General features: G+C 73.3%; 21 protein-coding genes. 13 read left to right on the plus strand and 8 right to left on the minus strand.

Annotation, left to right across the window (positions count from 1 at the left end; all coding sequences use genetic code 11):
• Positions 1-4: 4 nt before the first annotated feature.
• The gene (locus ACZ4UB_RS07395) at positions 5-1,105 is read right to left on the minus strand and encodes a tyrosine-protein phosphatase (protein WP_468068850.1); all 1,101 of its coding nucleotides are present in this window, start codon (positions 1,103-1,105) and stop codon (positions 5-7) included.
• Positions 1,106-1,378: 273 nt separating this feature from the next.
• Between ACZ4UB_RS07395 and ACZ4UB_RS07400 the strand changes: the two genes are divergently transcribed.
• A complete protein-coding gene (locus ACZ4UB_RS07400) occupies positions 1,379-2,506 on the plus strand; it encodes an ADP-ribosylglycohydrolase family protein (protein ID WP_468068852.1) in 1,128 nt (375 codons plus the stop codon).
• Here ACZ4UB_RS07400 and ACZ4UB_RS07405 read toward each other — a convergent pair.
• The gene (locus ACZ4UB_RS07405; protein WP_468068854.1) at positions 2,491-3,114 is read right to left on the minus strand and encodes a hypothetical protein; all 624 of its coding nucleotides are present in this window, start codon (positions 3,112-3,114) and stop codon (positions 2,491-2,493) included. The genes ACZ4UB_RS07400 and ACZ4UB_RS07405 overlap by 16 nt on opposite strands.
• Before the next feature lie 86 nt (positions 3,115-3,200).
• Between ACZ4UB_RS07405 and ACZ4UB_RS07410 the strand changes: the two genes are divergently transcribed.
• From ACZ4UB_RS07410 to ACZ4UB_RS07445, 8 genes are all read left to right on the plus strand, one after another.
• Positions 3,201-6,032 (plus strand): TIR domain-containing protein, encoded by a 2,832-nt coding sequence (locus ACZ4UB_RS07410; RefSeq protein ID WP_468068855.1) that lies wholly within the window; start codon positions 3,201-3,203, stop codon positions 6,030-6,032.
• Between the two features lie 63 nt (positions 6,033-6,095).
• On the plus strand, positions 6,096-6,956 hold the full coding sequence (locus ACZ4UB_RS07415; RefSeq protein WP_468068940.1) for a TIGR03619 family F420-dependent LLM class oxidoreductase: 861 nt from the start codon (positions 6,096-6,098) through the stop codon (positions 6,954-6,956).
• 129 nt (positions 6,957-7,085) lie between these two features.
• Positions 7,086-7,466, plus strand: a complete 381-nt coding sequence (locus tag ACZ4UB_RS07420; protein ID WP_468068856.1) for a WXG100 family type VII secretion target — start codon at positions 7,086-7,088, stop codon at positions 7,464-7,466.
• A gap of 20 nt (positions 7,467-7,486) precedes the next feature.
• Entirely contained in the window at positions 7,487-7,792 is a 306-nt protein-coding gene (locus ACZ4UB_RS07425; RefSeq protein ID WP_385783015.1) for a WXG100 family type VII secretion target, read from the plus strand.
• Positions 7,792-9,567: an RNase A-like domain-containing protein gene (locus ACZ4UB_RS07430; protein ID WP_468068857.1), complete on the plus strand. Its 1,776-nt coding sequence runs from the start codon at positions 7,792-7,794 to the stop codon at positions 9,565-9,567. The genes ACZ4UB_RS07425 and ACZ4UB_RS07430 overlap by 1 nt, the downstream gene beginning before the upstream one ends.
• 50 nt (positions 9,568-9,617) lie before the next feature.
• Positions 9,618-10,235: a hypothetical protein gene (locus tag ACZ4UB_RS07435; RefSeq protein WP_468068858.1), complete on the plus strand. Its 618-nt coding sequence runs from the start codon at positions 9,618-9,620 to the stop codon at positions 10,233-10,235.
• A 36-nt stretch (positions 10,236-10,271) separates the two neighbouring features.
• A complete protein-coding gene (locus tag ACZ4UB_RS07440) occupies positions 10,272-10,571 on the plus strand; it encodes an RNase A-like domain-containing protein (RefSeq protein ID WP_354380406.1) in 300 nt (99 codons plus the stop codon).
• 12 nt (positions 10,572-10,583) lie between these two features.
• Positions 10,584-11,237, plus strand: a complete 654-nt coding sequence (locus ACZ4UB_RS07445; protein ID WP_468068859.1) for a contact-dependent growth inhibition system immunity protein — start codon at positions 10,584-10,586, stop codon at positions 11,235-11,237.
• A 48-nt stretch (positions 11,238-11,285) separates the two neighbouring features.
• Here ACZ4UB_RS07445 and ACZ4UB_RS07450 read toward each other — a convergent pair whose 3' ends face one another.
• Positions 11,286-11,942: a DUF1707 SHOCT-like domain-containing protein gene (locus ACZ4UB_RS07450; RefSeq protein WP_468068860.1), complete on the minus strand. Its 657-nt coding sequence runs from the start codon at positions 11,940-11,942 to the stop codon at positions 11,286-11,288.
• 38 nt (positions 11,943-11,980) lie between these two features.
• A complete protein-coding gene (locus tag ACZ4UB_RS07455) occupies positions 11,981-13,765 on the minus strand; it encodes an AMP-dependent synthetase/ligase (protein ID WP_468068861.1) in 1,785 nt (594 codons plus the stop codon).
• A 135-nt stretch (positions 13,766-13,900) separates the two neighbouring features.
• Between ACZ4UB_RS07455 and ACZ4UB_RS07460 the strand changes: the two genes are divergently transcribed.
• The 3 genes from ACZ4UB_RS07460 to ACZ4UB_RS07470 all read left to right on the plus strand — a co-directional run bounded on the left by ACZ4UB_RS07460 (position 13,901) and on the right by ACZ4UB_RS07470 (position 17,662).
• Complete coding sequence (locus tag ACZ4UB_RS07460) at positions 13,901-15,013, plus strand: AraC family transcriptional regulator (protein ID WP_468068862.1); 1,113 nt, start codon at positions 13,901-13,903, stop codon at positions 15,011-15,013.
• 141 nt (positions 15,014-15,154) lie between these two features.
• A complete protein-coding gene (locus tag ACZ4UB_RS07465; RefSeq protein ID WP_468068863.1) occupies positions 15,155-16,378 on the plus strand; it encodes a lipase family protein in 1,224 nt (407 codons plus the stop codon).
• 108 nt (positions 16,379-16,486) lie between these two features.
• Complete coding sequence (locus ACZ4UB_RS07470; protein ID WP_468068865.1) at positions 16,487-17,662, plus strand: lipase family protein; 1,176 nt, start codon at positions 16,487-16,489, stop codon at positions 17,660-17,662.
• A gap of 47 nt (positions 17,663-17,709) precedes the next feature.
• On the opposite strand, the gene ACZ4UB_RS07475 is transcribed toward ACZ4UB_RS07470, so the two are convergent.
• Positions 17,710-19,275 (minus strand): alpha/beta hydrolase, encoded by a 1,566-nt coding sequence (locus ACZ4UB_RS07475; protein WP_468068866.1) that lies wholly within the window; start codon positions 19,273-19,275, stop codon positions 17,710-17,712.
• A gap of 125 nt (positions 19,276-19,400) precedes the next feature.
• Positions 19,401-21,266: an AMP-dependent synthetase/ligase gene (locus tag ACZ4UB_RS07480; RefSeq protein ID WP_468068867.1), complete on the minus strand. Its 1,866-nt coding sequence runs from the start codon at positions 21,264-21,266 to the stop codon at positions 19,401-19,403.
• Between the two features lie 216 nt (positions 21,267-21,482).
• On the opposite strand from ACZ4UB_RS07480, the gene ACZ4UB_RS07485 reads away from it, so the two are divergent.
• Positions 21,483-22,454, plus strand: coding sequence for an LPXTG cell wall anchor domain-containing protein (locus ACZ4UB_RS07485; RefSeq protein ID WP_468068868.1), 972 nt, complete (start codon positions 21,483-21,485; stop codon positions 22,452-22,454).
• Between the two features lie 10 nt (positions 22,455-22,464).
• Here the strand turns inward: ACZ4UB_RS07485 and ACZ4UB_RS07490 are convergent, their stop codons facing one another.
• The gene (locus tag ACZ4UB_RS07490; protein WP_468068869.1) at positions 22,465-23,574 is read right to left on the minus strand and encodes a helix-turn-helix domain-containing protein; all 1,110 of its coding nucleotides are present in this window, start codon (positions 23,572-23,574) and stop codon (positions 22,465-22,467) included.
• Between the two features lie 280 nt (positions 23,575-23,854).
• Positions 23,855-24,517 carry a TetR/AcrR family transcriptional regulator gene (locus ACZ4UB_RS07495; RefSeq protein WP_354380395.1) on the minus strand — a complete coding sequence of 221 codons (663 nt, stop codon included), beginning with the start codon at positions 24,515-24,517 and terminating at the stop codon, positions 23,855-23,857.
• Positions 24,518-24,651 lie beyond the last annotated feature (134 nt).

Consider the following 24,651-nt stretch of genomic DNA (forward strand, 5'->3'; position numbering starts at 1 on the left):
CGGGTCAGCCGACGAGGAGGTCCCGCTTGAGCCGCTTCAGTTCGCGCGCGTCGATGCCGAGCCCCTGGTCGAGGTAGCGGTCGAAGGACCCGTACGTCGCCTCGACCTCGGCGTAGCCGGCGTTCAGGTATGCGGGGCGGACGTCGAGCATCGGCTTGTAGACGGCGGCCTGCTGGGCCGGCAGGTGCGCGAGGACCGCGTCGTTGGCGGCCTTGCGGTAGTCGTTGCTGGCGAGGTAGTCGGCCATGACGGTGTCGGCCGGCACGCCGAGCGCGGTCAGCAGGGAGGCGTTCGCCCAGCCCGTGCGGTCCTTGCCCGCGGTGCAGTGGAAGAGGACGGCGCGGGAGCGGTCGTTGCCGATGCCCTCGAAGACCCGCGCGTACGCCTTCTTGCCGCCCGCGCCGCTGACCATGGCCTTCTCGGCCTCGGTCATGGCCTTGACGGCCTCGTCGGGGGTCTTGGGCAGGGTCTGGAAGGAGCCGGAGCCCGCGAAGACGTCGGCGACGACGTAGGTGGCGCCCGCCGGGACCTTGTCGGGTCCCTTGGCGCGCTCGTCCTCCATGCGCAGGTCGAAGACGGTCTTGACGTGCAGCCGCCCGAGCTTGGCCCGGTCCCCCTCGGTGAGCTTGTCGAGGGCGTCCGAGCGGTAGATCTCGCCCATCTTGACCCACTGGCCGGTGGTGGTGCGGTAGCCGCCCGCGTCACGGAAGTTGGCCGTGCCCTCCAGCGTGATCAGGCGGTCGGCGAGGCGCAGGCCCTGGCCGCGGTCCGGTACGAGGTCGAACCACTGGCGGTCGGCGGCGGGCAGGCCCTTGACCACGGCCTGACCGGCGGCGCCGCCCTTGGCGACGACCTTGCCGTTGGCCCTGATCTCGACCCGCTTGACGCCCTTGGCGTTGCCGGAGCCGTTGGCCTTGGCGGCGTCCCACTTCACGGTGAACGAGCCGTCGGCGCCGGCCGTGACGGTGGCGGCGGTGAACGGAACGGCCGAGCGGCCCCGCCGGTCGTCGTCCCCCTGGCTCCCGTGGGCGCTGGCGACCGGGGCGAGGGCGGTGAGGGTGAGCGCGGCGGCGACGGCGGTCGCGGCGAGGAGTGCCTTCTTCATGCCGTCGAATCTGTGGGCCCGGCGCGAACGTCGTGTGAACGAAGCATGGCCGGAAACAGCCACCCCGAAGGCGAGTGACAAAACGTGCCACTTGGCCGATCACACGGCATGCGGAGCCGGAAGTACCGCTATTCCGGCCTTTCTCCGCACACTTACGGGCCGCTTAAAAGCATCTCTCCGAAATCGAACGGGCCGGTCCACTACAGTGCCCGCCAGAGCCAGCGGGGGGATGTGTCGATGGACTTGGCGGCGGCAGACGTGACGACGGGAAGCGTGACCACCGGGAGCGTGACCACGGCCCTGTGGGGCCGGGTCGAACAGCAGGACTTCCGCAGCCGGGTGCGCGGCGCCCTGCTCGGCTCCGCCATCGGCGACGCCCTCGGCGCGCCGATCGCCGGGCTCTGCCTCGACGGGATCCGCGAGGCCCACGGCCCGCAGGGCCTGACCGAACCGGCCCCCGCCCACGGCCGGCGCGGCGCCGTCACCGCCTCCACCCAGCTCACCCTCTTCACCGTCGACGGCCTGATACGGGCCCACGTGCGCCGGGACACCGGCGCCTGGCACCCGCCCACCGACGTCCACCGCGCCTACCTGCGGTGGGCCGCCACCCAGCACGACTGGGGCCCGGACGAGCGGCGCAAGGAGAACGGCTGGCTCGCCCACGAGGAGTGGCTCTACGCCCGCCGCGGCCCCGACCGCGCCTGCATGACCGGCTTCGGCGACGAGATCCTCGGCACCCTGGAGCAGCCCAAGAACCCCACCGCCCGGGACGCCGGCGCGCTGGCCCGCTCCGCCCCCTTCGGGCTGCTCGTCGGCTGGGAGCCGGCCCTGGTCCTCCAACTGGCCGTCGAGTGCGCCACGCAGAGCCACGGCCACCCCACCGCCTACCTGTCGGCGGGCGCGCTCGCGGTGATCGTCCACGGCCTGACCCGCGGCGCGAGCCTCGACGCGGCCGTCCAGCGCGCCCTGGGCCTGCTCGGCTCCCGGGCCGGGCAGCAGCCCGTGACCGACGCCCTCCAGCGGGCCACGGCCGCCGTGACCCGAGGCGTTCCGTCGCCCGAGATCATCGCGTCGCTCTCGCCCGGCGACGGCCGCGGCGCCGAGGACGCCCTCGCCGTGGCCGTGTACTGCGCCCTCGTCGCCGAGGACGTCCGCCACGGCCTGCGCCTCGCGGTCAACCACGGCGGCGACTCCACCGCGACCGGCGCCCTGTGCGGAGCCCTGCTGGGCGCCCTGCACGGCGAGACCGCCCTCCCGGCCCCCTGGCTGGCCGACCTGGAGGGCCGCCCCACGATCCTCGAACTCGCCGACGACTTCGCCCTGGAGATGACCCAGGGCCCCGCCCTCCACGGCCCGACCACCTCCTCCCCGTCCTGGCTGACCCGCTACCCCCGCGCCTGACCGCTCCGGTCGACGACCCCGTCATCCGCCTGGCTCGGGAGCCGTACGGTGATCAGGTCCCCGACCTCGGCGACCTCGTTCAGGGACCGGGCGAGCGCGAGGAGCACCTGCCGCACGTCCTCCATCTCCCGCCGCAACTCCGCCGCCCGCTCCCAGGCCCGCTCGTGGGCCACCGGGTCGGTTCCGGAGCCGCGCTGGCCCTCGTGCGCCGCGAGCAGCGGGTGCCAGCGGCTCAGCAGGGGCCGGATCGACAGGTTCAGCACGTTGACCGCGAGCGTGCCGAAGGTGACGTGCCCGGGCGCCACGCGCGGGGCCACCGCGGGACCGTAACGGCGCAGGATCTCCCGGGTGGTCCCGAAGACCGTGTAGAGGGACGACAGCGCCTCGCGCAACAGGCCTTCGTCCTCGCCGAGTTCGACGACCGAGATCCGGGTGGCGAGCTCGACGTACAGCTCCCAGGCCGCCTCCCGCTCGACCGCCACCGGCTCCCAGGTACCGCTGATCTCCGCGACGAACGGGATCGTTAACTTGACGCTGATCTGCTGCGGAGCGAGCGCCTTCGCCGCCCCGCCCGCCAGCGCGCTTCCCCGCCTGAGCCAACGACGCATGCCGAACCCCTCCCGGATCGCGAACTCTGCATGTCACCCTACGAGTTGCCTGGGATCACACAAGTGCCGGGCTCCGGGGGGCAGCCATGGAACGCGACGCGTTCATCTCGTACAGCCACAAGTTCGACACCGCACTCGCGCAGGGACTCCAACGCGGCCTGCAGCACCTCGCACGACCCTGGACGCGCCGTCAGGTCGTCAACGTCTTCCGCGACACGACCAGCCTCGCCGCCAACAGCGACCTCGGGGGATCCATCAAGAAGGAGCTGGCGAACTCCCGCTTCTTCATCTACCTCGCCTCCCCCGCGGCGGCCGAGTCCCGGTGGGTCCGCGAGGAGATCGAGTTCTGGATCGCCCACCGCCCCATGGACCGCTTCCTCATAGCGGTCAGCGACGGCGACATCGCCTGGGACCCGGCGACCGGGGACTTCGACTGGAACCGGACCACCGTCCTCCCGCCGGTACTGCGCGGCAGGTTCGCCACCGAACCCCTGTGGGTGGACCTGACCGCCGTCCGCGAGGGCGGCGAGTTCTCCCTGCGCCAGGCCGAGTTCCGCGACGCCATCGCCACCCTCGCCGCCCCCCTGCACGGCCGTTCCAAGGACGCGCTCGACGGCGAGGACCTGCGCCAGCACCGCCTCGCGACCCGCATCCTGCGCACCGCCGTCGTCACCCTCGCCCTGCTCCTGGTGACCTCCCTGATCGCCGGCGTCTTCGCCTGGCAGCAGCGCAACACCGCCCTGGCCCGCGCCCGCACCTCCGCCTCCCAGGCCCTGGCCGCCCGCTCCCTGGAGATGGCGGGCTCCGACCCCCGCAAGGCCGCCCAGTTCGCCCTCTACGCCGACCGGGTCCAGCAGACGGGCGAGTCGGCCCAGGCCCTGGGGCGGGCGGTGGCGGCGAACGGGCCGGTGGTCTGGCACGTGCAGGGCGGTCGGGAGCAGACCGCCTTGTGGCACGGTCCCTCGAAAACGACTTCCAACCGCGTCACGATCAGCCGGGACGGTCGGCTACTCGCCTACTACTCGGACTACGACGTCACGGCCGACGACATCAGTGATCGACACGTGAACCTCTACGACCTCCAGACCCGCACGCCGCTGCCCGCCCTCAGAGGCAAGGGCTGGCCGCTGGGCGGAGGAGGGCTGCGGCTGAGCGCGGACGGCAAGATCCTCGCCGTGGAGATCTACCCCAACGAGATTGAGATCTGGGACGTACCTGGGCAACGGTTGATGCGGACCATCGTGACCGACCCCAACAGCCGGGATCTCGACACCGCCTCCATGCACTTCCAGAGCATGGCTCTCTCCGACGACGGGCAGCACGTGGCGGTCACCTATTACATGCCGGACTCCCACGAAAAGGTCTACTACGGTGTCTGGAACGCTCGGTCTGGCACCCGCCTCTCCACCGGCGAGGTGCAGGACTCGCTGAGCAACGTGTCCTTCGTTCGACCGGGGGAACTCCAGGTCCGGGACGCCCAGCAGGCGCGGGTGAACACCCTGCGCCTGGACACCAACACCTGGGCCCCCACCCGCACCATCGACGGAATGACCCTGGACAAGGAGCACCACGCCGTCGTCCCCGGAAACGCGTCCTGGGCCTACGTCGTCGGCAAGGGCAACGACGAGCTGTGGGACCTCAGCAGCGGACGGCGCACCGCCTCCGTCGCCCAGGGCCCCAGCAGGCTCGTCATACCGACCGACGGCAAGGACATGGCCCTGGGCGTGGACGGAGAGATCGTGTCCCTCTACGACACCGCCCTCAAACGCCAACGAGCCATCGGCTCATTCGGCTGGCCCGTGATGGACATAAGCACCTCGGGCGACGGCCGCTGGGTGGCCGCCATCGCGGACGACGGCGCGCTCACGGTCTTCTCCACCACGGGGAGCCAGACGGGCACCCCCCTCGCGAACCCACAGCAGCTGAAGCGCGAGGAGTTCACCGATGACCGCGGACTCGCGCTGCGCGACGTCGACGGGGGCACGGACGTCTGGCGGGTCTCCGTCGCGGCCCCGAACGCCCTCCAGCGGCTGGGGCACCTGCCCGTCGCCATCAGTCGCAAGCCCGGCTCCACGGATTCCGTGGTCGTCACCGCCGACGGCACCAGAGCCGCGGTCTCCCAGGCGGCGAAGAGGTCCCTGTGGGACCTGCGCACCGGCAAGCGGATCGGCGCCGAGGCGCCGACCTTCTTCGAAGAATCGCCCCGGTTCCTGTCCTTCCTCCCGGACGACGTCCACGCCCTGGTCCAGTGGGAGAAGGAGCTGTCGCTGGTCGACACCCGGAGTTGGGACAGCGTCCAGCGCATCCGTCACGGCGCGGATTCGAACACACGCATCGGCTTCAGCGGCGACCGCACCACCGTCGGCGTGCCCGACGGCGACACCGCGACCATCTGGCGCTGGTCGAAGGGGAAGCTGGTCAAACAGCCGAGCGAGTTGGTCGCCTCCCGGATGAGCTCCGTGGTGCTCAGCCACGACGGCGCAAAGGCCACCGCCACGGACGCGGACGAACGCATCCACCTCCTCGACGTCGCTTCGGGCCGCGTCGCCGAGAGCACCACCGTCGCCCGGGGGGGCGATAGCGCGTTCGCCCCCGACGGCCGGCTGCTCGTCCAGGTGGTCTCGAAGGGCAAGGAGTCTTCCCTGCAGTTCTGGGACTCCGAGACCGGCGAGGCCCGCGGCACCTGGGCGCTCGACGGCCAGACTCTGGCGACGGACGGAGGTCGCTCCGTCCTCAACGACCCCGCCGGCCAGATCCTGACCCTCGGCAGCGACGGCTCGCTCGTCCGGCACACCATCGACGTCGCGGCCTGGCGCCGGATCCTCTGCGGGGTTGTGGCCGATCCGCTGGGCAAGGCCGAACACGACCGCTACCTCTCGGACTTGGACGTCGCGGCGCCCTGCCCACCTCGCACGTGAGCCCGTACCGTGACCCCACCCACGTCACCGGAGGTCTCCGTCCACATGCCGAGCACACCGAACCTGCGGATCGCCACCACCATCTTCCTCACCGACCGGACCATCGCGCCGGTGCCGCTCGCCCGCGCCCTGGAGGAGCGGGGGTTCGCCGGGCTCTACCTGCCCGAGCACACCCACATCCCCGTCAGCCGCGACACCCCGGCCCCGATGGGCGGCGCGCTGCCCGAGGAGTACGGGCGCACCGTCGACCCGTTCGTGGCCCTCGGCCAGGCCTCCGCCGTCACCGAGCGGCTGCACCTCGGCACCGGGATCACCCTGGTCGCCCAGCACGACCCGATCGTGCTGGCCAAGCAGATCGCCACCCTCGACCACCTCTGCGGCGGCCGCTTCACCCTCGGCCTCGGCTACGGCTGGAACGTCGAGGAGGCCGCCGACCACGGGGTGCGGTGGCGGGAGCGGCGCGAGCTGGTGCGGGACCGGATGGCCCTGATGCGCGCCCTGTGGGCCCCCGAACCCACGGCGTACGTCGGCCAGTTCTCCAGCGTCCAGGCCAGCTCGGCCTTCCCCAAGCCGGCGCAGGCCGCCCGCGAGCTCGCCCCCGGCGTCCCGCTGCACGGCCCCCGCACCCTGATCGGCGGCCAGGCCGGGCCCAAGCTCTTCGCCGCGATCGCCGACCACGCCGACGGGTGGATGCCCATCGGCGGCGGCGGGCTGACCGAGTCCCTGCCCGCGCTGCGCGCGGTGTGGGAGGCCGCGGGGCGCGACCCGAAGTCCCTCCAGGTGGTTCCGTACGCCGTCCGGCCCACTCCCGGGAAGCTGGCCCACTACGCCGACCTCGGCCTCGACGAGGTCGTCCTGCAACTGCCGTCGGCGGACGAGGGCGAGGTCCTGCGGACCCTGGACGAGTTCGCCCCGTACCTCTGAACGACCCCCGGCCCCGGCCCTCTTGACCCGCACACCTAGACTTCCCGACTGAAATCAGCCACGGGCGGGAAACGGCCCGCACACGCGACGGACGGGGGCCGGGCCGGAATGCAGAACTCCGATCTCGACGTGTCTCAGGACGACCTCGGTCGGCTCGCCGACGACCTCGACGCGATGCAGTCGTACCTGGAAGAGCAGACGCGCCGCATGGACGCGGTCGTCGACAGCATCGCGGCGGGCTGGCAGGGCCCCACCGCCACCGCCTACCGCAGTCTTCACCGGGGCCTCGCGGAGGACGCCGTCCGCATCCGCCAGGTCCTCGTCCTGCTCGAAGCGGCCACCCGGGCCAGCCGGGACGGCTTCACCGAGCAGGAGCTGGAGACCCTGTCGCGGCTCAAGAAGATGCAGGACACCGAGGACGTCCCCGCGGCGGCCCGCGCCCTGGAGTCGCCCGACCCGGCCCCGGTCGCGCCGCCCGCGCGTCCGCAGAGCCGGATCCTGGACATGTGAACCACGGGGGATCAGCAACCATGACGGACGACGACCGCATCACCGTCGACTTCGCGACGCTGCGCAGGCTGTCGGGCGAACTCGAAAGCATCCTCAAGACGCTCAACGAGAAGCTCGACGGCCTGTACGAGCGCACCACCAAGGTGGTGCTGAGCTGGGACGGCGAGGCCCGCGACGCCTTCGTGGACGAGCTGGACAAGTGGGACCGCTCCGCACAGGACCTCGTCGCGGCCCAGGCCTGGCTGCACGAGGTGGTCGTCAAGGGGCACCTCAACTACGACGCGGCCAACCGCTCCGTGCTCCGCGGCTGGGGCGGTGGCGCCTGATGGCCGGACCGGGCACCCCCGGCTCCCCGGCCGGTCCCGCGCAGCCGCCGGGCGGCGCGGGCTCCATCGACGTCAAGCCCAGCGACCTGTGGCGGGTGTCGGGCCACATCGCCCAGCAGCAGGGCGTGATGCACACCGGGGCCAAGAACCTGATCACGGGCCTGCAGAAGTACCCGGACGCGGGCGGCGCGGGCACGGACGCGGCCCGCTTCTCCCAGGCGTACATGAAGACCGGCAACCGCTGGCTGGAGGTCTGGGGCAAGGGCGTCCTGAGCATCGGCGGCGCCGCCGTCGGCTTCACCGAGACCGCGAACGCCTACTCCCAGGCCGACGCCGCCGCCCACCCCAAGCCCGGCCAGGCCGCCGAGACGCGACCGGTGCCCGCCGTCACGGACAAGACCCCGGACTACGGCAAGGTCCCCGACCTCAAGTGGGGGGACCACGACGGCGGCGACGACTTCATCCGCAGCGTGCTGGAGATGATCCCCGAAGCCGTACGGAGCATCCTCCAGCCGGTGCTGAAGAAGGCCCTGCGCATCGGCCGCCTCGCCGACGTCTTCCCCGAGCCGCAGCAGCACTACCTCAACTCGCTCTCCCAGACCTGGTCGAACACCACGATGTGCCTGGGCCAGGTCTCCGGCACGCTGACGGCCGAGGTGTCCACCATCACCAATCCGCAGCAGGCGGACTGGGAGAACGCCATGAAGACGTTCTGCAGCGCGGTGTGGGGCACCTCCGCCTGGGGCAAGACCACCGCCGGCTACCAGTGGGCCCACAGCTCCGGTCACGGCCCGAGCGCCGCGCCGACCGGCAGCCAGCCCGTGATGACCGTCCTCTTCGACACCGCCATGGAGATCAGCAACATCCTGCGCGAGTACGCGGAGGCGGCCGTCAAGCTCAACCACGAGATCTGGGAAGAGTTCGTGAAGGCCGCGAAGCAGGCGGCCAAGGAGGTCCTGGAGGACGTGGACCTCAAGGACGGCTTCGGCATGAAGGACATCAAGGGCCTGGCCAAGGGCCTGGGCAAGGCCGGCAAGATGCTGCTGGACTTCGACGTCCAGCTCGTCCTCAAGCTGGACACGGCCGCCATCAACCGGATCGTCGACACCTACACGCACACCCTGGGCGGGCTCACCACCCGCGTGGACAACAAGCTGCCCGCCCTGGACGAGGCCTACCTCAGCGCGCCCAAGTTCGAAGCGGGCGTCGCCCGCGCGCACGGCTTCGGTGCGCGCGCGCTCAACGAGTTCAAGCACGAGCAGAAGTGGATGGTCCAGGACAAGGACGGCAACCAGGTCTTCGACCTGGCCAGCAACGAGTACCTGGGCGGCGGCCACACCCTCGACAAGCACGTCGGCAAGACCGACGAGCAGCTCGCCCAGCGCCTGCGCGACCAGTCCGACCCGCCGACCGCCGCCTGGCCGCACAACAAGCCGAAGATCGGCGGCTCCTCGACCTTCAGCGACTACGCCCACGCCCAGTCGCTGACGGAGTACAACCTCAAGAACCGCCGCTCCGAGATCCAGGCGTGGCTCACCGGGCCGCCGCCGCCCGCCGACGGCACCAACAAGGACTTCACCAGCGCCGCGCCGAATGGTGAGAACAGCGGCCGCTACGTCTCCAAGCAGCCCGACCCCGCCCACCCGGGGTCCGGTTACAAGGACAACGGCCTGAACGCCAAGGCAGTCGACGTGAAGAACGTCAAAACGGTGCTCAGATACGACTCCCGCCTCGATCCGCCGTACATCATCTATACCTCGATGCCCGCGCCGTGACCGGATCTGTGACCGGACCTGTGACCGGACCCGAACCCCTTGGACCCGAGATGAACGCACCCGGAAGCACGTCCTCGTCCACGGACGACGGCGCGCGGGCGTGGGAGGGGGCCGCGCTGCGGCTGCTCGACGACCCGTACGTCTTCGCCTCGGTCGGACCGCGGCTGCGCCCCGACTGGGCCGAGGACGTCCTCGGCGTGCTGCGCCGCGAGCACGCCGACCCGCGGGGCTGGATCGGCCTCGACTGGGACCGGGACGGCGAGGAGCGGGCCGCGGCCGGCCCCTCCTTCCCCTTCCGCGCGGACCTCACGGCAGCCGCCCTGCCCGCGACGCTGTACCCGCTGGAGCGCGCCGCCGCGACGGACCTGCTCGCCTCGTTCACGCAGGAGTGGACCTTCGAGACGGCCCCGCTGTACGGACGCACGCCCGCGGCACGGGAAGCGGTCCTGGCCGACGCCCGCACCCTGCTGAACCGCTTCGACTCCGGGCTCGGGGGCCCGTCGTACTGGACCACCTCGCCGTTGGCCCGTACGGACGCCACCCCCGACTTCCTCCGGGAGCGCCTGGCCGGTGGCGGGGCCCGCTGGACCGACTACCTCGAAGAGCTCGGCCTGGTCGTGGTGACCGCGTCCGAGGTGGGCGTCTTCTGGTCCTTCAACGCGCAGTGAACCGCCCGGAATCCGCCATCGGGAGACAATGACCCCATGCTCACCAGATCCGCCAGCTACCCCGACCGGGAAACCGCCCAGTGGGCCACCCAGCGCGTCGTGACCGCCAACGAGCAGGCCATCCACCGCTGGCTGGCCCAGGGCACCCGGCAGCGGCTCACCATCGAGGCCGCCTGGCCCTCGCGGGAGGAGCCCGTCGGGCGGGTGCTGCTCGAAGCGATGCTGCTCGCCGGGCGCGACCCGGTCGACGTCCGCGCGGCCCGCATCGTGCTGCGGCGCGAGCCGGCCAGCCCGCACGGGTTCGTCGTACAGACCACCGTCCCGATCTACCTGTAGAGGCCCGCCCCCGTGTCCATGAAGCCCCTCGCACACGACCGGCGCTACGGCGAGCTGGACCAGGTCATGCGCGCCTACCTCGGCCAGAGCGCCGATGACACGCCCGAACGGCGCAGCACCGCCCTCGACGCCTACCTCCGCCACACCTGGCACACCCGCCCCTGGGCGATCGCCGAGGCGGAACGCCAGCTGCGCGAGTACGCCCGTACGCCCCCGGGGCGGCTGCGCCTGAGCCTCGGGGAGTACTACGCGGTCCCCGACACCGGCATGCCGGAGTCCGCCGTGGGCGCGTGGCTGCTCGTCCTCGCCGACCACCTCAAGGCGAGCGTCGAGAACGGCGAGGTGCCGGCGCCCGCGACGCCGCGGACCCACTGGGAGTGGCACGCCCGCTTCCCGGAGACGGGGCAGCTGCTGGGCGGCTGGTTCTCCCAGGACATCGTGGACCAGTTCGACGACCACGACGCGGCCATCGCGGACTACGCCGCGACCACCCACCCCCACCTGGTGGCCCGCCTGGTCGGCGAACTGAACGAGCTGGTCGCGCTCCCGCTGGAGGAGAGCGACTACGCCGTGGCCGTGGCCGAACTGGGCATGGAGGTCGGCGTCCCGGAACCCTTCTCCTACGGCGCCTGGCTGAGCCTGGTGGCGGCGGACCTGACGGCTTGAGGGGTGGGTGCGCGGCTGCGCCGCGCCCGCCACCCCCCGTCCTGGGTGCTACGTCAGGGACTTGCGGGCGGCCTTCGCGGCGGCCTTGACCGCCTTGCGCTCCTTGCGTTCGGCGCCGATGCCGCCGAAGAGGGCCAGGCCCGTGACGGTGACGCGGGGGGAGCCGGCCGTGCCGGGGCCGCTCGCGCGGTCGCCGAAGCCGCCCAGGATGCCGATGCCCTTGACCTCGCACTCCAGGTCCGGGGGGACGACCACGGACATGCCGCCGAAGAGCGCGAAGCAGCGGATGCTCGCCTCGGACCCCTCGAAGTGCGCCTCGCGCAGGTCGATGACGCCGCCGCCCCAGAGGGTGAAGGCGGTGAAGGTCCGCCCCAGCGTCCAGTGCCCCCGCCGCTGGAAGCCGCCCCAGATCGCGAAGGCGCCGGACGAGGTCGCCCGCCCCCCGATGCGCTCGCCCCAGCCGCTCTCCGCCGCGACGACGGACGTGGCGGAGGCGGAGGACGAGGCGGAGGACCCGCCCTGCACCGGGAGGTCTCCGGTCAAGCGGGCCAGCTCGCCGCGGGTGCGCGCCTTCAGCGCCGCGCCCAGGCGTTCGTCGAACTCCTCCATGTCGAGGCGGCCCTCCGCCACCGCCTGCCGGAGCGTCTCGGTCACCTCTTCGCGTTCGGCATCGGAGGCACGCATCTCAGGGAGTTGGTTCGTCATGTACACACCCTAAGGAGGTCCCTTCCCGGCGGACCAGGTCAGCCCCCGTACAAGGCGTCGATCTCGGCCGCGTAGCGCTCGGTCACCGCCTTGCGGCGCAGCTTCAGCGTCGGGGTCAGGTCGCCCGACTCCACCGTGAACTCCCCCTCCAGGACGTGGAACGCACGGATCCGGGCGGGCCGCGAGACCGACGCGTTGGCCTCGCTCACCGCGTCCTCCACCAGCGCGCGGACCGCCGGGTGCGCGGACGGCGCACCGGCCAGGTCGAGGCCCTCGCGGGCGGCCCAGGCCGTGACCTCCTCCGTGTCCAGGGCGATCAGGGCCACCGGGTGGGGGCGGCGGTCGCCGACCATCACCGCGCGCGAGACGAAGCGGGAGCGCTGGATGGCGAACTCCACCTCCGTCGGGGTGATGTTCTTGCCCGACGAGGTGATGATCAGCTCCTTCTTCCGGCCGGTGATCCGCAGGAAGCCGTCCTCGTCCAGACGTCCCGTGTCGCCCGTGTGGAGCCAACCGTCGCCGTCCACGGCCGCGGCCGTGGCAGCGGGGTCCGCGTGGTAGCCGGGGAAGACCATGGGGCCCCGGGCCAGCACCTCCCCGTCGTCCGCGATCCGCACCTCGCAGCCCGCTATGGGCCGCCCGACCGTCCCGTACCGCACGGCCGCCGGATGGTTGAGGCTGATCACCCCGGCGGACTCGGTCATCCCGTACCCCTCGAAGACCGCGATCCCGCAGGCCCGCAGGAAGTCCAGGGTCGCGGGCGCGATGGGCGCGCCGCCCGTCAGCGCCCACTGCAACCGCCCGCCGAGTGCTCCCCGCACCAGGGAGTAGAGGGACTTCTCGGCCGCCTCGTACGCGTCCCGCGAGGCGGCCGGCAGCTCACCGCTCGCCGCCGACACCCCGAGGCGGACCGCCTCCTCGAAGCGCTCCCGGCCGCCCTCCTGCGCTTCGGCGAGCGAGAGCACCACCGAGTGCAGCTTCTCGAACAGCCGCGGCACGGACGGGAGATGCGTCGGCCGGACCTCGGCCAGCTCCGAGATGACGTCCTCGATCCGGCCCCCGAAGTACGCCAGCTCCCCGCCCTCCAGCAGGGTGGTGAACTGGATCAGCTGCGCCAGCAGGTGGGCGAGCGGCAGGTAGAGGTACGTCGAGTCGCCCGGGCCGCCCTTGATCAGCGGGAGGGTGGCGTCCTGGATCGCGCCGAGGTTGCCGTGGGTGAGGCGGCAGCCCTTGGGCAGGCCGGTGGTGCCCGAGGTGTAGACGATGGAGGCGTCGTCGTCCGCGCCGACCGCCGCCGCGCGGGCGTCGAGCTCCCCCGTGGCCCCGCCCCCGGGTGCGAAGGAGGACAGCAACGGGGTGCGCCCCGGCGACGGCGGATCCGCCGGATCCGCCGAGTCCCCCGGGTCCATCAGGACCACCTCGCGCAGGGCCGGCAGCCGGTCCCGCAGGGCCGTCACCCGCGCCGCCTGCGCCTCGTCGTCGCAGACGACGACCACCGAACCGGAGTCGGAGAGCACCCAGGCCAACTCCTGCGCGCCCGCCGTCGGATACACCGGCACGATGACCGCCCCCGCCGCGAGCACCCCGAAGTGGGTGCAGGTCCACTCCGGCCGCGTCTCGGCGAGTACGGCGACCCGCTCGCCCGGCGCCACCCCGAGGGCCAGCAGCGCCCGGCCCGCCTCCCCGACCAGGGCGTCCAGTTCGGCGTACGTCCGGGTCCGCCAACTCCCCCCGCGCCGGAAGCGCTGGGCCGGCTCCGGCCCGTACCGCCGTGCGGTCCAGCGGGTGAACACCGCCAGCGTGTCGGGTCGCACAGCGTCCATCGGTATCGCCTCCAGGGCTACCAGCGGGTACGGGGGTACGTACGGACGACGCTAGGCAGCCGATCGTCCCCGGGGACATGACCGGAAACGTCACCCCGGCTGACCCCAGCGCTCATTGCGGCTACCGTCGCGGGCATGGGGAGGCGGACGGTCACCGTGCACCAGGTGCGCGCCGTGCTCGCGGGCGCGCGCGCCACCGGAGTCGACGTCGTGCCGCTGCTCCAGGAGGCGCAGATTCCACCGCTGCTGCTGGGGGACGACCGGGCGCGGGTCACGCCCGCGCAGTTCGCCCGGCTCTTCCGCGCCCTGTACCGGGTCACCCAGGACGAGTTCCTCGGCCTCGGCACGGCCCCGAGCCGCCCCGGCACCTTCGCCATGATGTGCCACGCCTCGCTGGGCTGCCGGGACCTGGGCGCGGCGATCGAGCGCGGGGCCGCCTTCTACCGGCTCTTCCCCGGCGGCCCGGAACTGACCCTCGAAGCCACGGACGGAGCTGAGGGCCGAGCCCCGGACGGGCTCGCCTGGTTCGGGGTCCACAACGACTTCGGGCGGGACGAGGACCGCTTCCTCACCGAGTGCCTGCTCGCGATCTTCCACCGGCTGTGCAGCTGGCTGATCGGGCGGCGCATCCCGCTCGCCCACGCCTCCTTCGGCTATCCCGCGCCGCCCCACGAGGACGAGTACGCGCTGCTCTTCGACTGCCCGGTGCGCTTCGGGCAGCCCCGCACCGGGGCCGCCTTCGACGCGCGCTGGCTCGGCGCACCGCTCGTACGGGACGAGGCCGCGCTGGACGCGATGCTGCGCCGCGCCCCCTTCGACCTGCTGTCGCGCCCGGAGTACGGGACCACGGTCGCCGAGCAGGTGCGCCGGGCGCTGGCCCGGCAGCTGCGGGTGTCCCCGCGCCTGCCGGAGGTCGCGGAGGTGGCGGGGCGGCTCGCGGTGTCACCGGCGACGCTGCGGCGCCGGCTGCATGCGGAGGGGACCTCGTTCCAGCAGCTCAAGGACCACGTACGGCGGGACGCGGCGATCGCCGGGCTGGCCGAGGGCGGGGAGCCGATCGCGGAGTTGGCGGCGCGGCTGGGGTTCTCCGAGGACACCGCCTTCCACCGGGCGTTCCGCCGCTGGACGGGCACCACCCCGGGCGCCTACCGCGCGCGGCCGGCGCCCCAGGCGCCCCCCGCGGCCCCCGTGACCCCCGTGACCCCCGTGGTCTCGATGGGCGAGCCACCCGGTCCCTCTTTCGGGTGAAGTTGCCGGCGTGCCCGCCACCGGCTGGGCCGGGATCGGGGGGTCGGGTGGGCAAGGGTGGGTCACCCGGTCAGTGACCTCCCACGGGTCGGTCGCGACGGCCCCCCGCACGCCCCACCCGGCCCCTCGGGAGAACCGCCCATGCGCATCCGCAGCACCGCACTCGCCACCGCGACCACCCTGGCCATGGCTCTGGCGCTGGCCCTGCCCGTCGCCGCCTCGCCCCCCGCGCGCGCCGCCCACGCCCCGGCCGGGGCGGGCGACCGCGCCGCCCGGCCCGGCGACCTGCTCTCCGCCGCCCCCTCGGCCTTCCGCCCCACACCGACCCAATCCACCAACACCCGCGCCTGGAAGATCAGTTACCGCTCGACCACCGCCACCGGAGCCCCGAACGTCCTCTCCGGCACCGTGATCGTCCCGCAGGACGGCCGCGCCGGCCCCCGCCCCCTGATCGGCTACGCCGTCGGCACGGTCGGCCTCGACGACTCCTGCGCCCCCAGCGCCCACCTCCCCAAGGGCACCTCCGCGGAGGGCGGCATCATCCAGCGGCTGCTCCAGCGCGGTTGGGCGGTGGCCGTCACCGACTACGAGGGCCTCGGGACGCCGGGCCCGCACACCTACGCCGTCGGCCCCTCGGAGGGCCACGCCGTCCTCGACGCGGCGCGCGCCGCCCAACAGCTGCCGGAGGCCGGCCTGTCGACCTCCGGCCCGGTCGGCCTCCTCGGGTACTCGCAGGGCGGCCAGGCCACCGGTTGGGCGGCCGAGCAGCAGCGCGCGTACGCCCCCGAACTCCAGCTCAAGGGGGTGGCGGCCGGCGGGATCCCCGCGGAGCTGCGCAAGGTCGCCGCCGCCAACGACGGCCGGGCCGGCTCCGGCGTCGTCCTCATGCTCGCCGCGGGCCAGGACGCGGCCTTCCCGGAGCTGCAGCTGGACTCCTACCTCAAGCCGGCCGGCAAGGACCTGGTCGACCACCTCCGGACCCACTGCGCCGCGATCGACACCGCCGTCGGCTCCTTCAAGCGGATGGCCGACCTGACCACGACGGACCCGCTGACCCGGGCCGACTGGCAGGCCCGCCTGAACCAGTCCGAGCTCGGCGGGAGCGCGCCCGCCGCGCCGGTGTACCAGTACCACGCGATCAGCGACGAGCTCATCCCGTACGCCGTGGCCCAGCAGCTGCGCGCCGACTGGTGCGCCAAGGGCGCGGACGTCCGCTGGCGCGCGATCTCGAACCGCGGCCACATCACCGGAGGGGTCAACGGCGCACCCGCGGCGGCCGATTGGCTCGCCGACCGCTTCGCCGGCCGCCCCTCGGACGGCAACTGCGCGAACGCCGGGCCGCGCGCCGGCGGCGGGGGGGCGTGAGGGCTCGGGTCAGCAAAGGTGAGCTGCCCGGTCAGCGACCTTCCTACCGGCCGGTCACTACGGTCTCCTCACCACACCCCCCACCGGACCCCTCGGGAGAGCCGCCCCATGCGCATCCGAAGCACCGCGCTCGCCGCCGTCGCCGCCCTGGCCCTGGCCGGCGCGATCCCCGCCACCACCGCGCACGCCACCGCCGCGCCCGCCCCCGCCACCGCCGAGTCCACCGGCCGGCCCGGCGACCTGGTCGCCGTCGCCCCCTCGGCCTTCCACCCGCTGCCGGAGCAGCCGACCAACACCCGGGCCTGGAAGGTCCATTACCGCTCGACCACCGCCGACGGCGCCCCGAACATCGTCTCCGGCACCGTGATCGTCCCGCAGGACGGCCGCAGCGGCCCCCGCCCCCTGATCACCTACGCCGTCGGCACGGTCGGCCTCGACGACTCCTGCGCCCCCAGCAACAACCTCCCCAAGGGCACCAGCGCGGAGGCCAACCTCATCCAGCAGTTCACCCAGCGCGGCTGGGCGGTGGTCGTCACCGACTACGAGGGCCTCGGCACCCCCGGCCTGCACACCTACACCGTCGGCCGCTCGGCCGGCCACGCCGTCCTCGACGCGGCGCGCGCGGCCCAACGGCTGCCGGAGGCCGGCCTGTCGACCTCCGGCCCGGTCGGCATCATGGGGTACTCGCAGGGCGGCCAGGCCTCCAGCTGGGCCGCCGAGCTACAGGGCTCCTACGCCCCCGAGCTCCAGGTGAAGGGGACCGCGACGGGCGGGGTGCCGGCGGACCTGCTCAAGGTCGCGGCCGCCAACGACGGTTCCTACGGCTCGGGCCTCGTCTTCATGGCCGCGGCGGGCCAGGACGCGGCCTTCCCGGAGCTGGCGCTGGACTCCTACCTCAACCCGGCCGGCAAGGCCCTGGTCGACCAGCTCAAGACCACCTGCGTGGCCGCCGGGTCGGTCACCGGGTCCTTCAAGCGGATCGCCGACATGACCACGACGAACCCGCTGTCCCAACCCGACTGGCAGGCCCGCCTGAACCAGTCCAAGCTCGGCGGGAGCGCACCGGCCGCGCCGGTGTACCAGTACCACGCGCTCGGCGACGAGCTCATCCCGTACGCCGTCGGCAAGCAGCTGCGCGCCGACTGGTGCGCCAAGGGCGCGGACGTCGACTGGAACACGATCTGGGTCGGCGGTCACGTCACCGGCGCGATCAGCCAGTCCCTCGCGGCCGGCAACTGGCTCGCGGACCGCTTCGCCGGGCGTCCGGCGGCCAGCAACTGCTGAGCGCGCGCCAGGAGTTGCGCCAGGCGTTGCGCCAGCGGCCCCGCCGGTCATTCACCGGCGGGGCACGCGCGCGTCCCCGCGGCCAGCTTCCCCTCGACGAGGAAGGCGTCGACCCGCTCGCGCACGCATCCGGAGTGGATGTAGGCGGCGTGCCCGTCGCCCTTGTAGTCCAGCACCACCGCCGAGCCGAGCCGCGCCGCGGTCTCCTCGGTCCAGCGGTAGGGGGTCGCCGGGTCGCCGCGCGTGCCGACCAGCAGCATCGGCGGGGCGCCCGGCCGGTCGATGCGGCGCAGGAAGTCGCTGCCGGCGGGGCGCCCGTAGCAGGACAGGACCGTCATCAGCTGGTGCGGCCCGAAGAGCGGCGAGGCGGCGCGGAACTCGGCCGCCCGGGCGTCGATCTCCTTCTCGATCACGGCCGGAGCGGCCTTCGCGTCGCCCCGGTCGGGGTCGTCGGCGCAGTTCACCGCGATCAGGGCGGCCCGCATGTTGTCCGCGGGCACCGGTGTCGCCCCGGGTGCCGGGCTCTCCTGCGGGGGCGGCGGGCCGGTCGGTCCGCCCAGTTGCAGCAGCCCGGTGGCATCGCCCTCCCGGTCGGCCATCGCCAGGCCCTCGGCCAGCCCGGGCCAGCTCTTCTCGGAGTAGAGCGCGCCGCCGATGGCCTGGACGACGTCCTGCCCGGTGAACCGCGAGCCGTCCTCGCCGATCAGCGGATGCCGGTCGAGGTGCGCGACGAGATCGGTCAGGTTCGCCTTGGCGCTGCGGGTGTTGGTCCCGAGGACGCAGCCGCTCTGCCGGGTGCACCAGCGCAGGAAGTTCTCCAGCGCCTGCTGCTGGCCCTGGGCCGATACGAGCGCCTGCTGGTCCAGCGGTTCGGTGAGCGTGTCCACCCCGTCGAGGACCATCCGCCCGACGCGGTGCGGGAACAGGGCGGCGTAGGCGGCGCCCAGCCGGGTGCCGTAGGAGAAGCCGAGGTAGTTCAGCTTCGGGTCGCCGAGCACCTGGCGCACCACGTCCAGGTCCCGCGCCGCGTGGACGGTGCCGATGTACGGCAGCACGGGCCCGGAACGCTCGGCGCAGCGCTCGGCCACCGCGCGCAGGGCGGCGAGCTGCGCGGCGGGGTCCTCGTCGCCGGCCCCGTCGTCCGCGTCGAGGGCGCCGCCACAGGTGACCGGCGCGCTGTGGCCGACCCCGCGCGGGTCGAAGGCGACCAGGTCGTAGGACTCGCCGAGGTCGGCGAAGCCCGTGGGGTCGGCGGCCAGCGCCTCGATGCCGGGGGCGCCGGGCCCGCCGAAGTTCAGCAGCAGCGAGCCGAGCCGCTTGCGGCCATTGGCCGGGATCTTGGCCAGGGCCAGCTCGATCGTGCCCTTGGCGGGGTCGGCGTGGTCGAGGGGCACGGTGAGGGTGCCGCAGCGCATGGCGGCGGGCGCGCCGCTCTGGTCCGGACAGCCGCCCCAGCGCACGTGCTGCCCGTAGAACCGGGCGAGGGAGGCGGGAACGGGGGAGGCGGGATCGGAGGCGGCGGGATCGGCGGCCGGACGCGCGCCGAGCGAGGTCAGCGCCACCACGGCGGCGGCGCACGCGACGGCGGTACGGCGGGAACGGAACCGGTGCACGGCGCCCTCCTCGGCGGCTGCCCCCGGACCACCATAAGCGGGCCGCCCGCCTCCCGCCCGCCCACGCGGGACGGCCCCGGAACGGCCCCGGTGCCGCCCCGGTGCCGCCCCGGTGCCGCCCCGGCTCAGCGTCGGTAGAGCTCCTCGATCTCCCGCTGGTGGTCACGGGCGACCGCCGAGCGCTTGAGCTTCATCGAGGGGGTGAGGTGGCCGCGCTCCTCCGTGAAGTCGGCGGGCAGCACCGCGAAGCGGCGGATCGATTCGGCGCGCGAGACGAGCTTGTTCGCCTCGTCCACCGCCTTCTGCAACTCCGTGCGCAGCTCGTCGTCGTGCACCAGCTCCGTGAGCGGCATCCGCTGCTTCTTGTGCATCTGCCGCCAGTGCGCCAACCCCTCGGGCTCCAGGGTGATCAGCGCCGTGACGTACGGGCGGTTGTCGCCCACGACCATGCACTGGCCGACGAGCGGGTGGGCGCGCAGCCAGTCCTCCAGCGGCGCGGGGGCCACGTTCTTGCCGCCCGAGGTGATGATGATGTCCTTCTTGCGGCCGGTGATGCTCAGGTACCCGTCGGCGTCGAGCTCGCCGATGTCCCCGGTGGCGAACCAGCTGCCCTGGGGCAGGCCCGCGCCGCTGTTCCAGTACCCGGCGAAGACGTGCCGGCCGCGCAGCAGCACCTCGCCGTCGTCCGCGATCCGCACGGCGGTACCGGGCAGCGGCCAGCCGACCGTGCCGAGGCGGGGCCGCAGCGGGGGCGTGACCGTGCTGGCCCCGGTCGTCTCCGTGAGCCCGTACCCCTCGAAGACCTCGATGCCGGCGCCCGTGTAGAAGGCGGCGAGGCGGCGGCCGAGCGGGGAGCCGCCGCTCAGCACGTAGCGCACCCGACCGCCGAGGGCGGCCCGGATCCGCCGGTAGACCAGCGGGTCGTAGAGCGCCCGGGCGGCGCGCAGGCCGAGTCCCGGGGACTTGCCCTCGACCAACTCGCCGTAGCTGCGGGCGATGCGCGCGGCCCGGTCGAAGGAGGCGGCGCGGCCCATCTTCTCGGCGGTGGCGCGTGCCGTGTTGTAGACCTTCTCCAGCACGTAGGGGATGGCGAGGAGGAAGGTCGGGCGGAATCCGGCCAGGTCGGCGAGCAGGTCGTCGGTCTGGATGCTCGGGGCGTGGCCGAGCTTGACGCGGGCGCGCAGGCAGCCGATGGCCACGGTCCGGCCGAAGACGTGGGAGAGCGGGAGGAAGAGCAGCGTCGAGGCGGGGTCCTTGCTGACGGACCGGAAGACGGGGTGCAGCAGGGCGACCGAATTGTCCGCCTCGGCGAGGAAGTTGCCGTGGGTCAGGACGCAGCCCTTGGGGCGGCCGGTGGTGCCCGAGGTGTAGATGAGGGTGGCGACGGAGTCGGGCGCGCAACGCTCGCGCCGCTCGTGCACGAGCGCGTCCGGGATCCGCTCCCCCGCCTTGACCAGCCGGGCGAGGGCGCCGGTGTCGAACTCCCACAGGTGCGCGAGGCCGGGCAGGGCGACGCGTTCGCCGCTGATCACGCGGGCCTGCGCGGTGTCCTCGACGGCGCAGGCGACGGCGCCGGAGTCCTCGATGATCCAGCGGGCCTGGTGGGCGGAGGAGGTGGGGTAGATGGGTACGGTGACCAGCCCGGCCGCCCAGCCGGCGAAGTCGAGCAGGGTCCACTCGTAGGTGGTGCGGGCCATGATGGCGAGCCGGTCGCCGGGCCGCAGGCCCTCGGCGATCAGACCCTTGGCCACGGCGAGCACCTCGGCGGCGAAGGCGGCGGCGCTCACGTCGTGCCAGACCCCGTCGCGGTCCTTGCGGGCGAGGACGGGCTCGTGCGGCGCCTGCCGGGCGTTGTCGAAGGGGATGTCCCCGAGGGTCCCGTGGGCCGAGGGGCCGACGAGCGCGGGGACCTCCACCTGCCGGACCACCCCGTCGATCACGGTCTTGACGGGCTCCACCAGCTGCGGGGGCTGCTGCTGCTCGGCTTCCACGGTGCACGCTCCTCGACCCGGCCCGGATGTTACCGCCGGTAATCTACCCAGCGGTAACAGCACCGACCAGCCCCCGACCCCCCTTTTTCCGGCCGCGGGAGCAGCCAGGGGGCCCCAAAGGGGGCTTATGGGTGCATCGAACCGACGCGGGTACTGGCGCCGATCCCATGACATCAAGATCGAAAGGGAGACCCTCGACACAGGACGGAACCCCCCGTGCAGCTCCCCCGCACCTCCCTCGTCATAGCCCTCGTCGCACCGACCCTCCTCATCGCCGTCCCGGCCCGGGCGACCCCACCTGACGCCCCTGGGCCGACCACCACCGCCACCCCGATCGGGACCCGGGCTGCTGCGGGAAAGGACATCTCGCTCAGCTTGGCGTCCGTGCCGCGGGAGTTCGTCGCGGGCGGGGACTGGCGGACCTTCACCGCCGTCGTAGACGTCAAGGGTGACGAGCCTGCCGAGCAGCGGAAACTCGCCATGGACGTCACGGCCGGAGCCAACGCGACCCTCAAGGCTGACGACTACCTCTTCCAGGTGTTCGACGGAGGTGTCTGGCGGGACACCGAGGTGGAATTCTCGGATGACTGGGGCGCCATGCACGTCCTGCTCTCCTCCGAGCGCGTCTATCCCGCGGGCCGGACCGAGGTGGACTTGCGGATGCGGTTCCAAAAGGAGGCCACACTGCAGACGTTCGCCCTCACACTGGGCATGAACACCGACCCTGACGAAGTCGATCCGAGCGTGGTCGCGTCCGAGGTCGTGGCCCCGCCCGCCGGGGGCGGCGACCCCACGCCGGACCCGGACCCGGACCCGGACCCGGACCCGGACCCGGACCCCGATCCGGATCCCGAGCCGACCCCGGATCCCGAGCCGACCCCGGACCCGGAGCCGACCCCGGACCCTGAGCCCACGCCCCGGCCCACGCCCGACCCGGGAGCCGGCAACGGCCAGGGCCCGGGGGCAGGGGACGGCAGCGACTCGGAGGCAGGAGGAGCGACAGGACCGAACCACCCGACCCCGCAGGACCCCGCCCCGTCGGGCTCCGGCCCGCTCGCCAGCACCGGCGCGGACGCGGCCACCGCCTGGACCCTCGGCGGCGCCGGGGTCGCCTTCGTCGCGGGCGGCGCCCTCCTCGTGCGCTTCCGGCGCGGAAAGCACCACGACGACGGGTCCGCCGCCGCCTGACCGGGGGCGATCAGGCGGCCCGCTGCCCCGCCGGCCCGCAGTCGCGGCAGTACCCGCCCGGGGCCGGCGCCCGGAAGGCCCGTTCGCACCCGTCGCACGTCTGGAACGGGTCCGGCCGCGCGGTCGGCGGGGCGGCCCGGGGCGCCGGGAGCCGCGGCGGGACCTGTGCCCTCAACCGGTACGCGATCAGGGCCGCCGGATTGCCGAGCTCCGCGGGCAGGTTCCCGGCGAGCAGGTGCGCCACGGCCTCGGGCTCGACGCCGAGGTCGAGCCACCCCGACACCTCCGGCGCCAACTGCCGCACCGCCCGGGCCGGCAGCAGCAACCGGGGGTCACGCAGCCGCAGCTCCACGAGCAGGTCGAACGCCTCCTGCCGGACCCGCCCGGCGGGAGCACCGCCCACCCCCAACGCACCGGCGGGAGCGCCCGCGCCCGCCGCACCGGCGGCACCACACCCGCGCCCGCGCCCGGGCGCGACCGCGGGCCCGGGCCCGAACAACGGCCCCAGCGACGACCCCCGGGACACCGGCCGAGCCCCCGGCCCCGGCCCGGGCCCCTGCGGCTCGGGATCCGTCTCGGGGTCGGAGTCCGGGTCCGGATCGGGGTCGGGATCCGGCACGGCCGCCAGCTCAAGCTCCGGATCGGCGTCCGGCACGGGTGCCGGCTCCGGCTCCGGATCGGCGTTCAGCGCGGCCACCAGCTCGGGTTCCGGCTCGGCGGCCGGCCCGGGCTCCAGCTCCGACTCCGGCGCGGACCCCTGCAACTCCGGCTCCGGCTCCGGCGCGGGATCGTCATCCCGGGCCGGAAGCGGCACCTGATCCGTCGCCGCTTCGAGGTACGCCGCGCCCGGCTGGTTGTAGGACACCGTTCGGGTGATGACCTGCCCCGTCGCCAACCGCACACGCACCCGCTTCAGGTACCCGTACGTCTCCAACTCCCGCATGGCCGAGGCGATCCGCACCTCCCCCTCGGGGAACCGCTCGGCGAGCCGCTTGATGCCGACGCGCGTACCGGCGGGCAGCGACTGGATGTGGGTGGCGAGACCGATCGCGACCAGCGACAAGGCGCAGTGCTGGGCGAGGTGGTTGCCCACGACGACGAACCGCGAGGTGTGCCGCACGTTGACGTGGAGGAGACCGGATCGGGGGGTCCCGGCGGGAAGGCGGGACGGTGCGCGCAAGGTCGCGCTAGGGTGCTCAGGAGCCATTGGGAAGCGACTACTTCCTAGTTGGTCAGGCCCTCGTTCGGGATGCCAGTCCCGGCGGGGGCCGTCTCACGTCTGGATGGTGTGCGGCGAGCATATGCCCGGCAACCCCCCGGAAATCCAGCCGAGTTGGAACAGTTCACCCATGCGAGTTACCAAGCCCCTTCCGGTGTGACGCGGCGGCGCGCGGCCGCCCTCACCGGCCGGTGAGCGCCTCCGCCTCCGCGGTGTAGAGCAGCGCCGGATCGAATCCCATGCCGGTGAAGTGGCCGGAGAGTTCGAGCGAGAGCGTGCCGTGCAGCCGGGTCCAGAAGGTGAGCGCGCGGTGCAGCGTCGACGGCGGGCCCGGATGCTCGGCGGCCCATATCCGGTGCTCCGCCAGGTGCGCCTCCAGATGCGCCTCCAGCGGTGACGGGGGTCTGGCGGCGGGCTCCTCGGCGGCGCTGGCGTCGAGGAGGACGGCCATGATCTCGCCGGTGATCCGGGTGGTGTCCTCGGGCGCCTCGTAGCCGGGGATGGGGGTGCCGTAGACGAGCAGGTACCGCTGGGGGTCGGCCAGGGCCCACGCGCGCAGGGTGTCCGCGAGGTCGCCGAGGTCGGTGCCGGCTTCGGCGCGGGCGCGGAAGGCGTCGGCGAGGCTGCGGTAGGCGTCCCTGATGAGCTCGCTGATCAGCTCGTCGCGGTTGGCGAAGTACCGGTACAGGGCCGGCCCGCTCATGCCGATCTGCTTGGCGATGGCGTTCAGGGACAGCGCGGAGGCCCCGGCCGTGGCGATCTGCTCCCACGCGTGCTGCTTGACCTCCTCCCGCACCTGGGTGCGGTACCGCTCCCGGGGAGTCCTCACATCCGACTCGCTCATGGCCTGCCTCCACTCTCTCGTCTCTCGCCAGCCTGTTGGTTAGAAGGTATCACGAAAGCTCTTGACTATCGCGACCCGAAAGGGTTACAACTTCTAACGAACGAGAAACCCACTCCGAAATCTCCGACGAAACG

Source organism: Streptomyces sp. NPDC028419, from assembly GCF_055565515.1.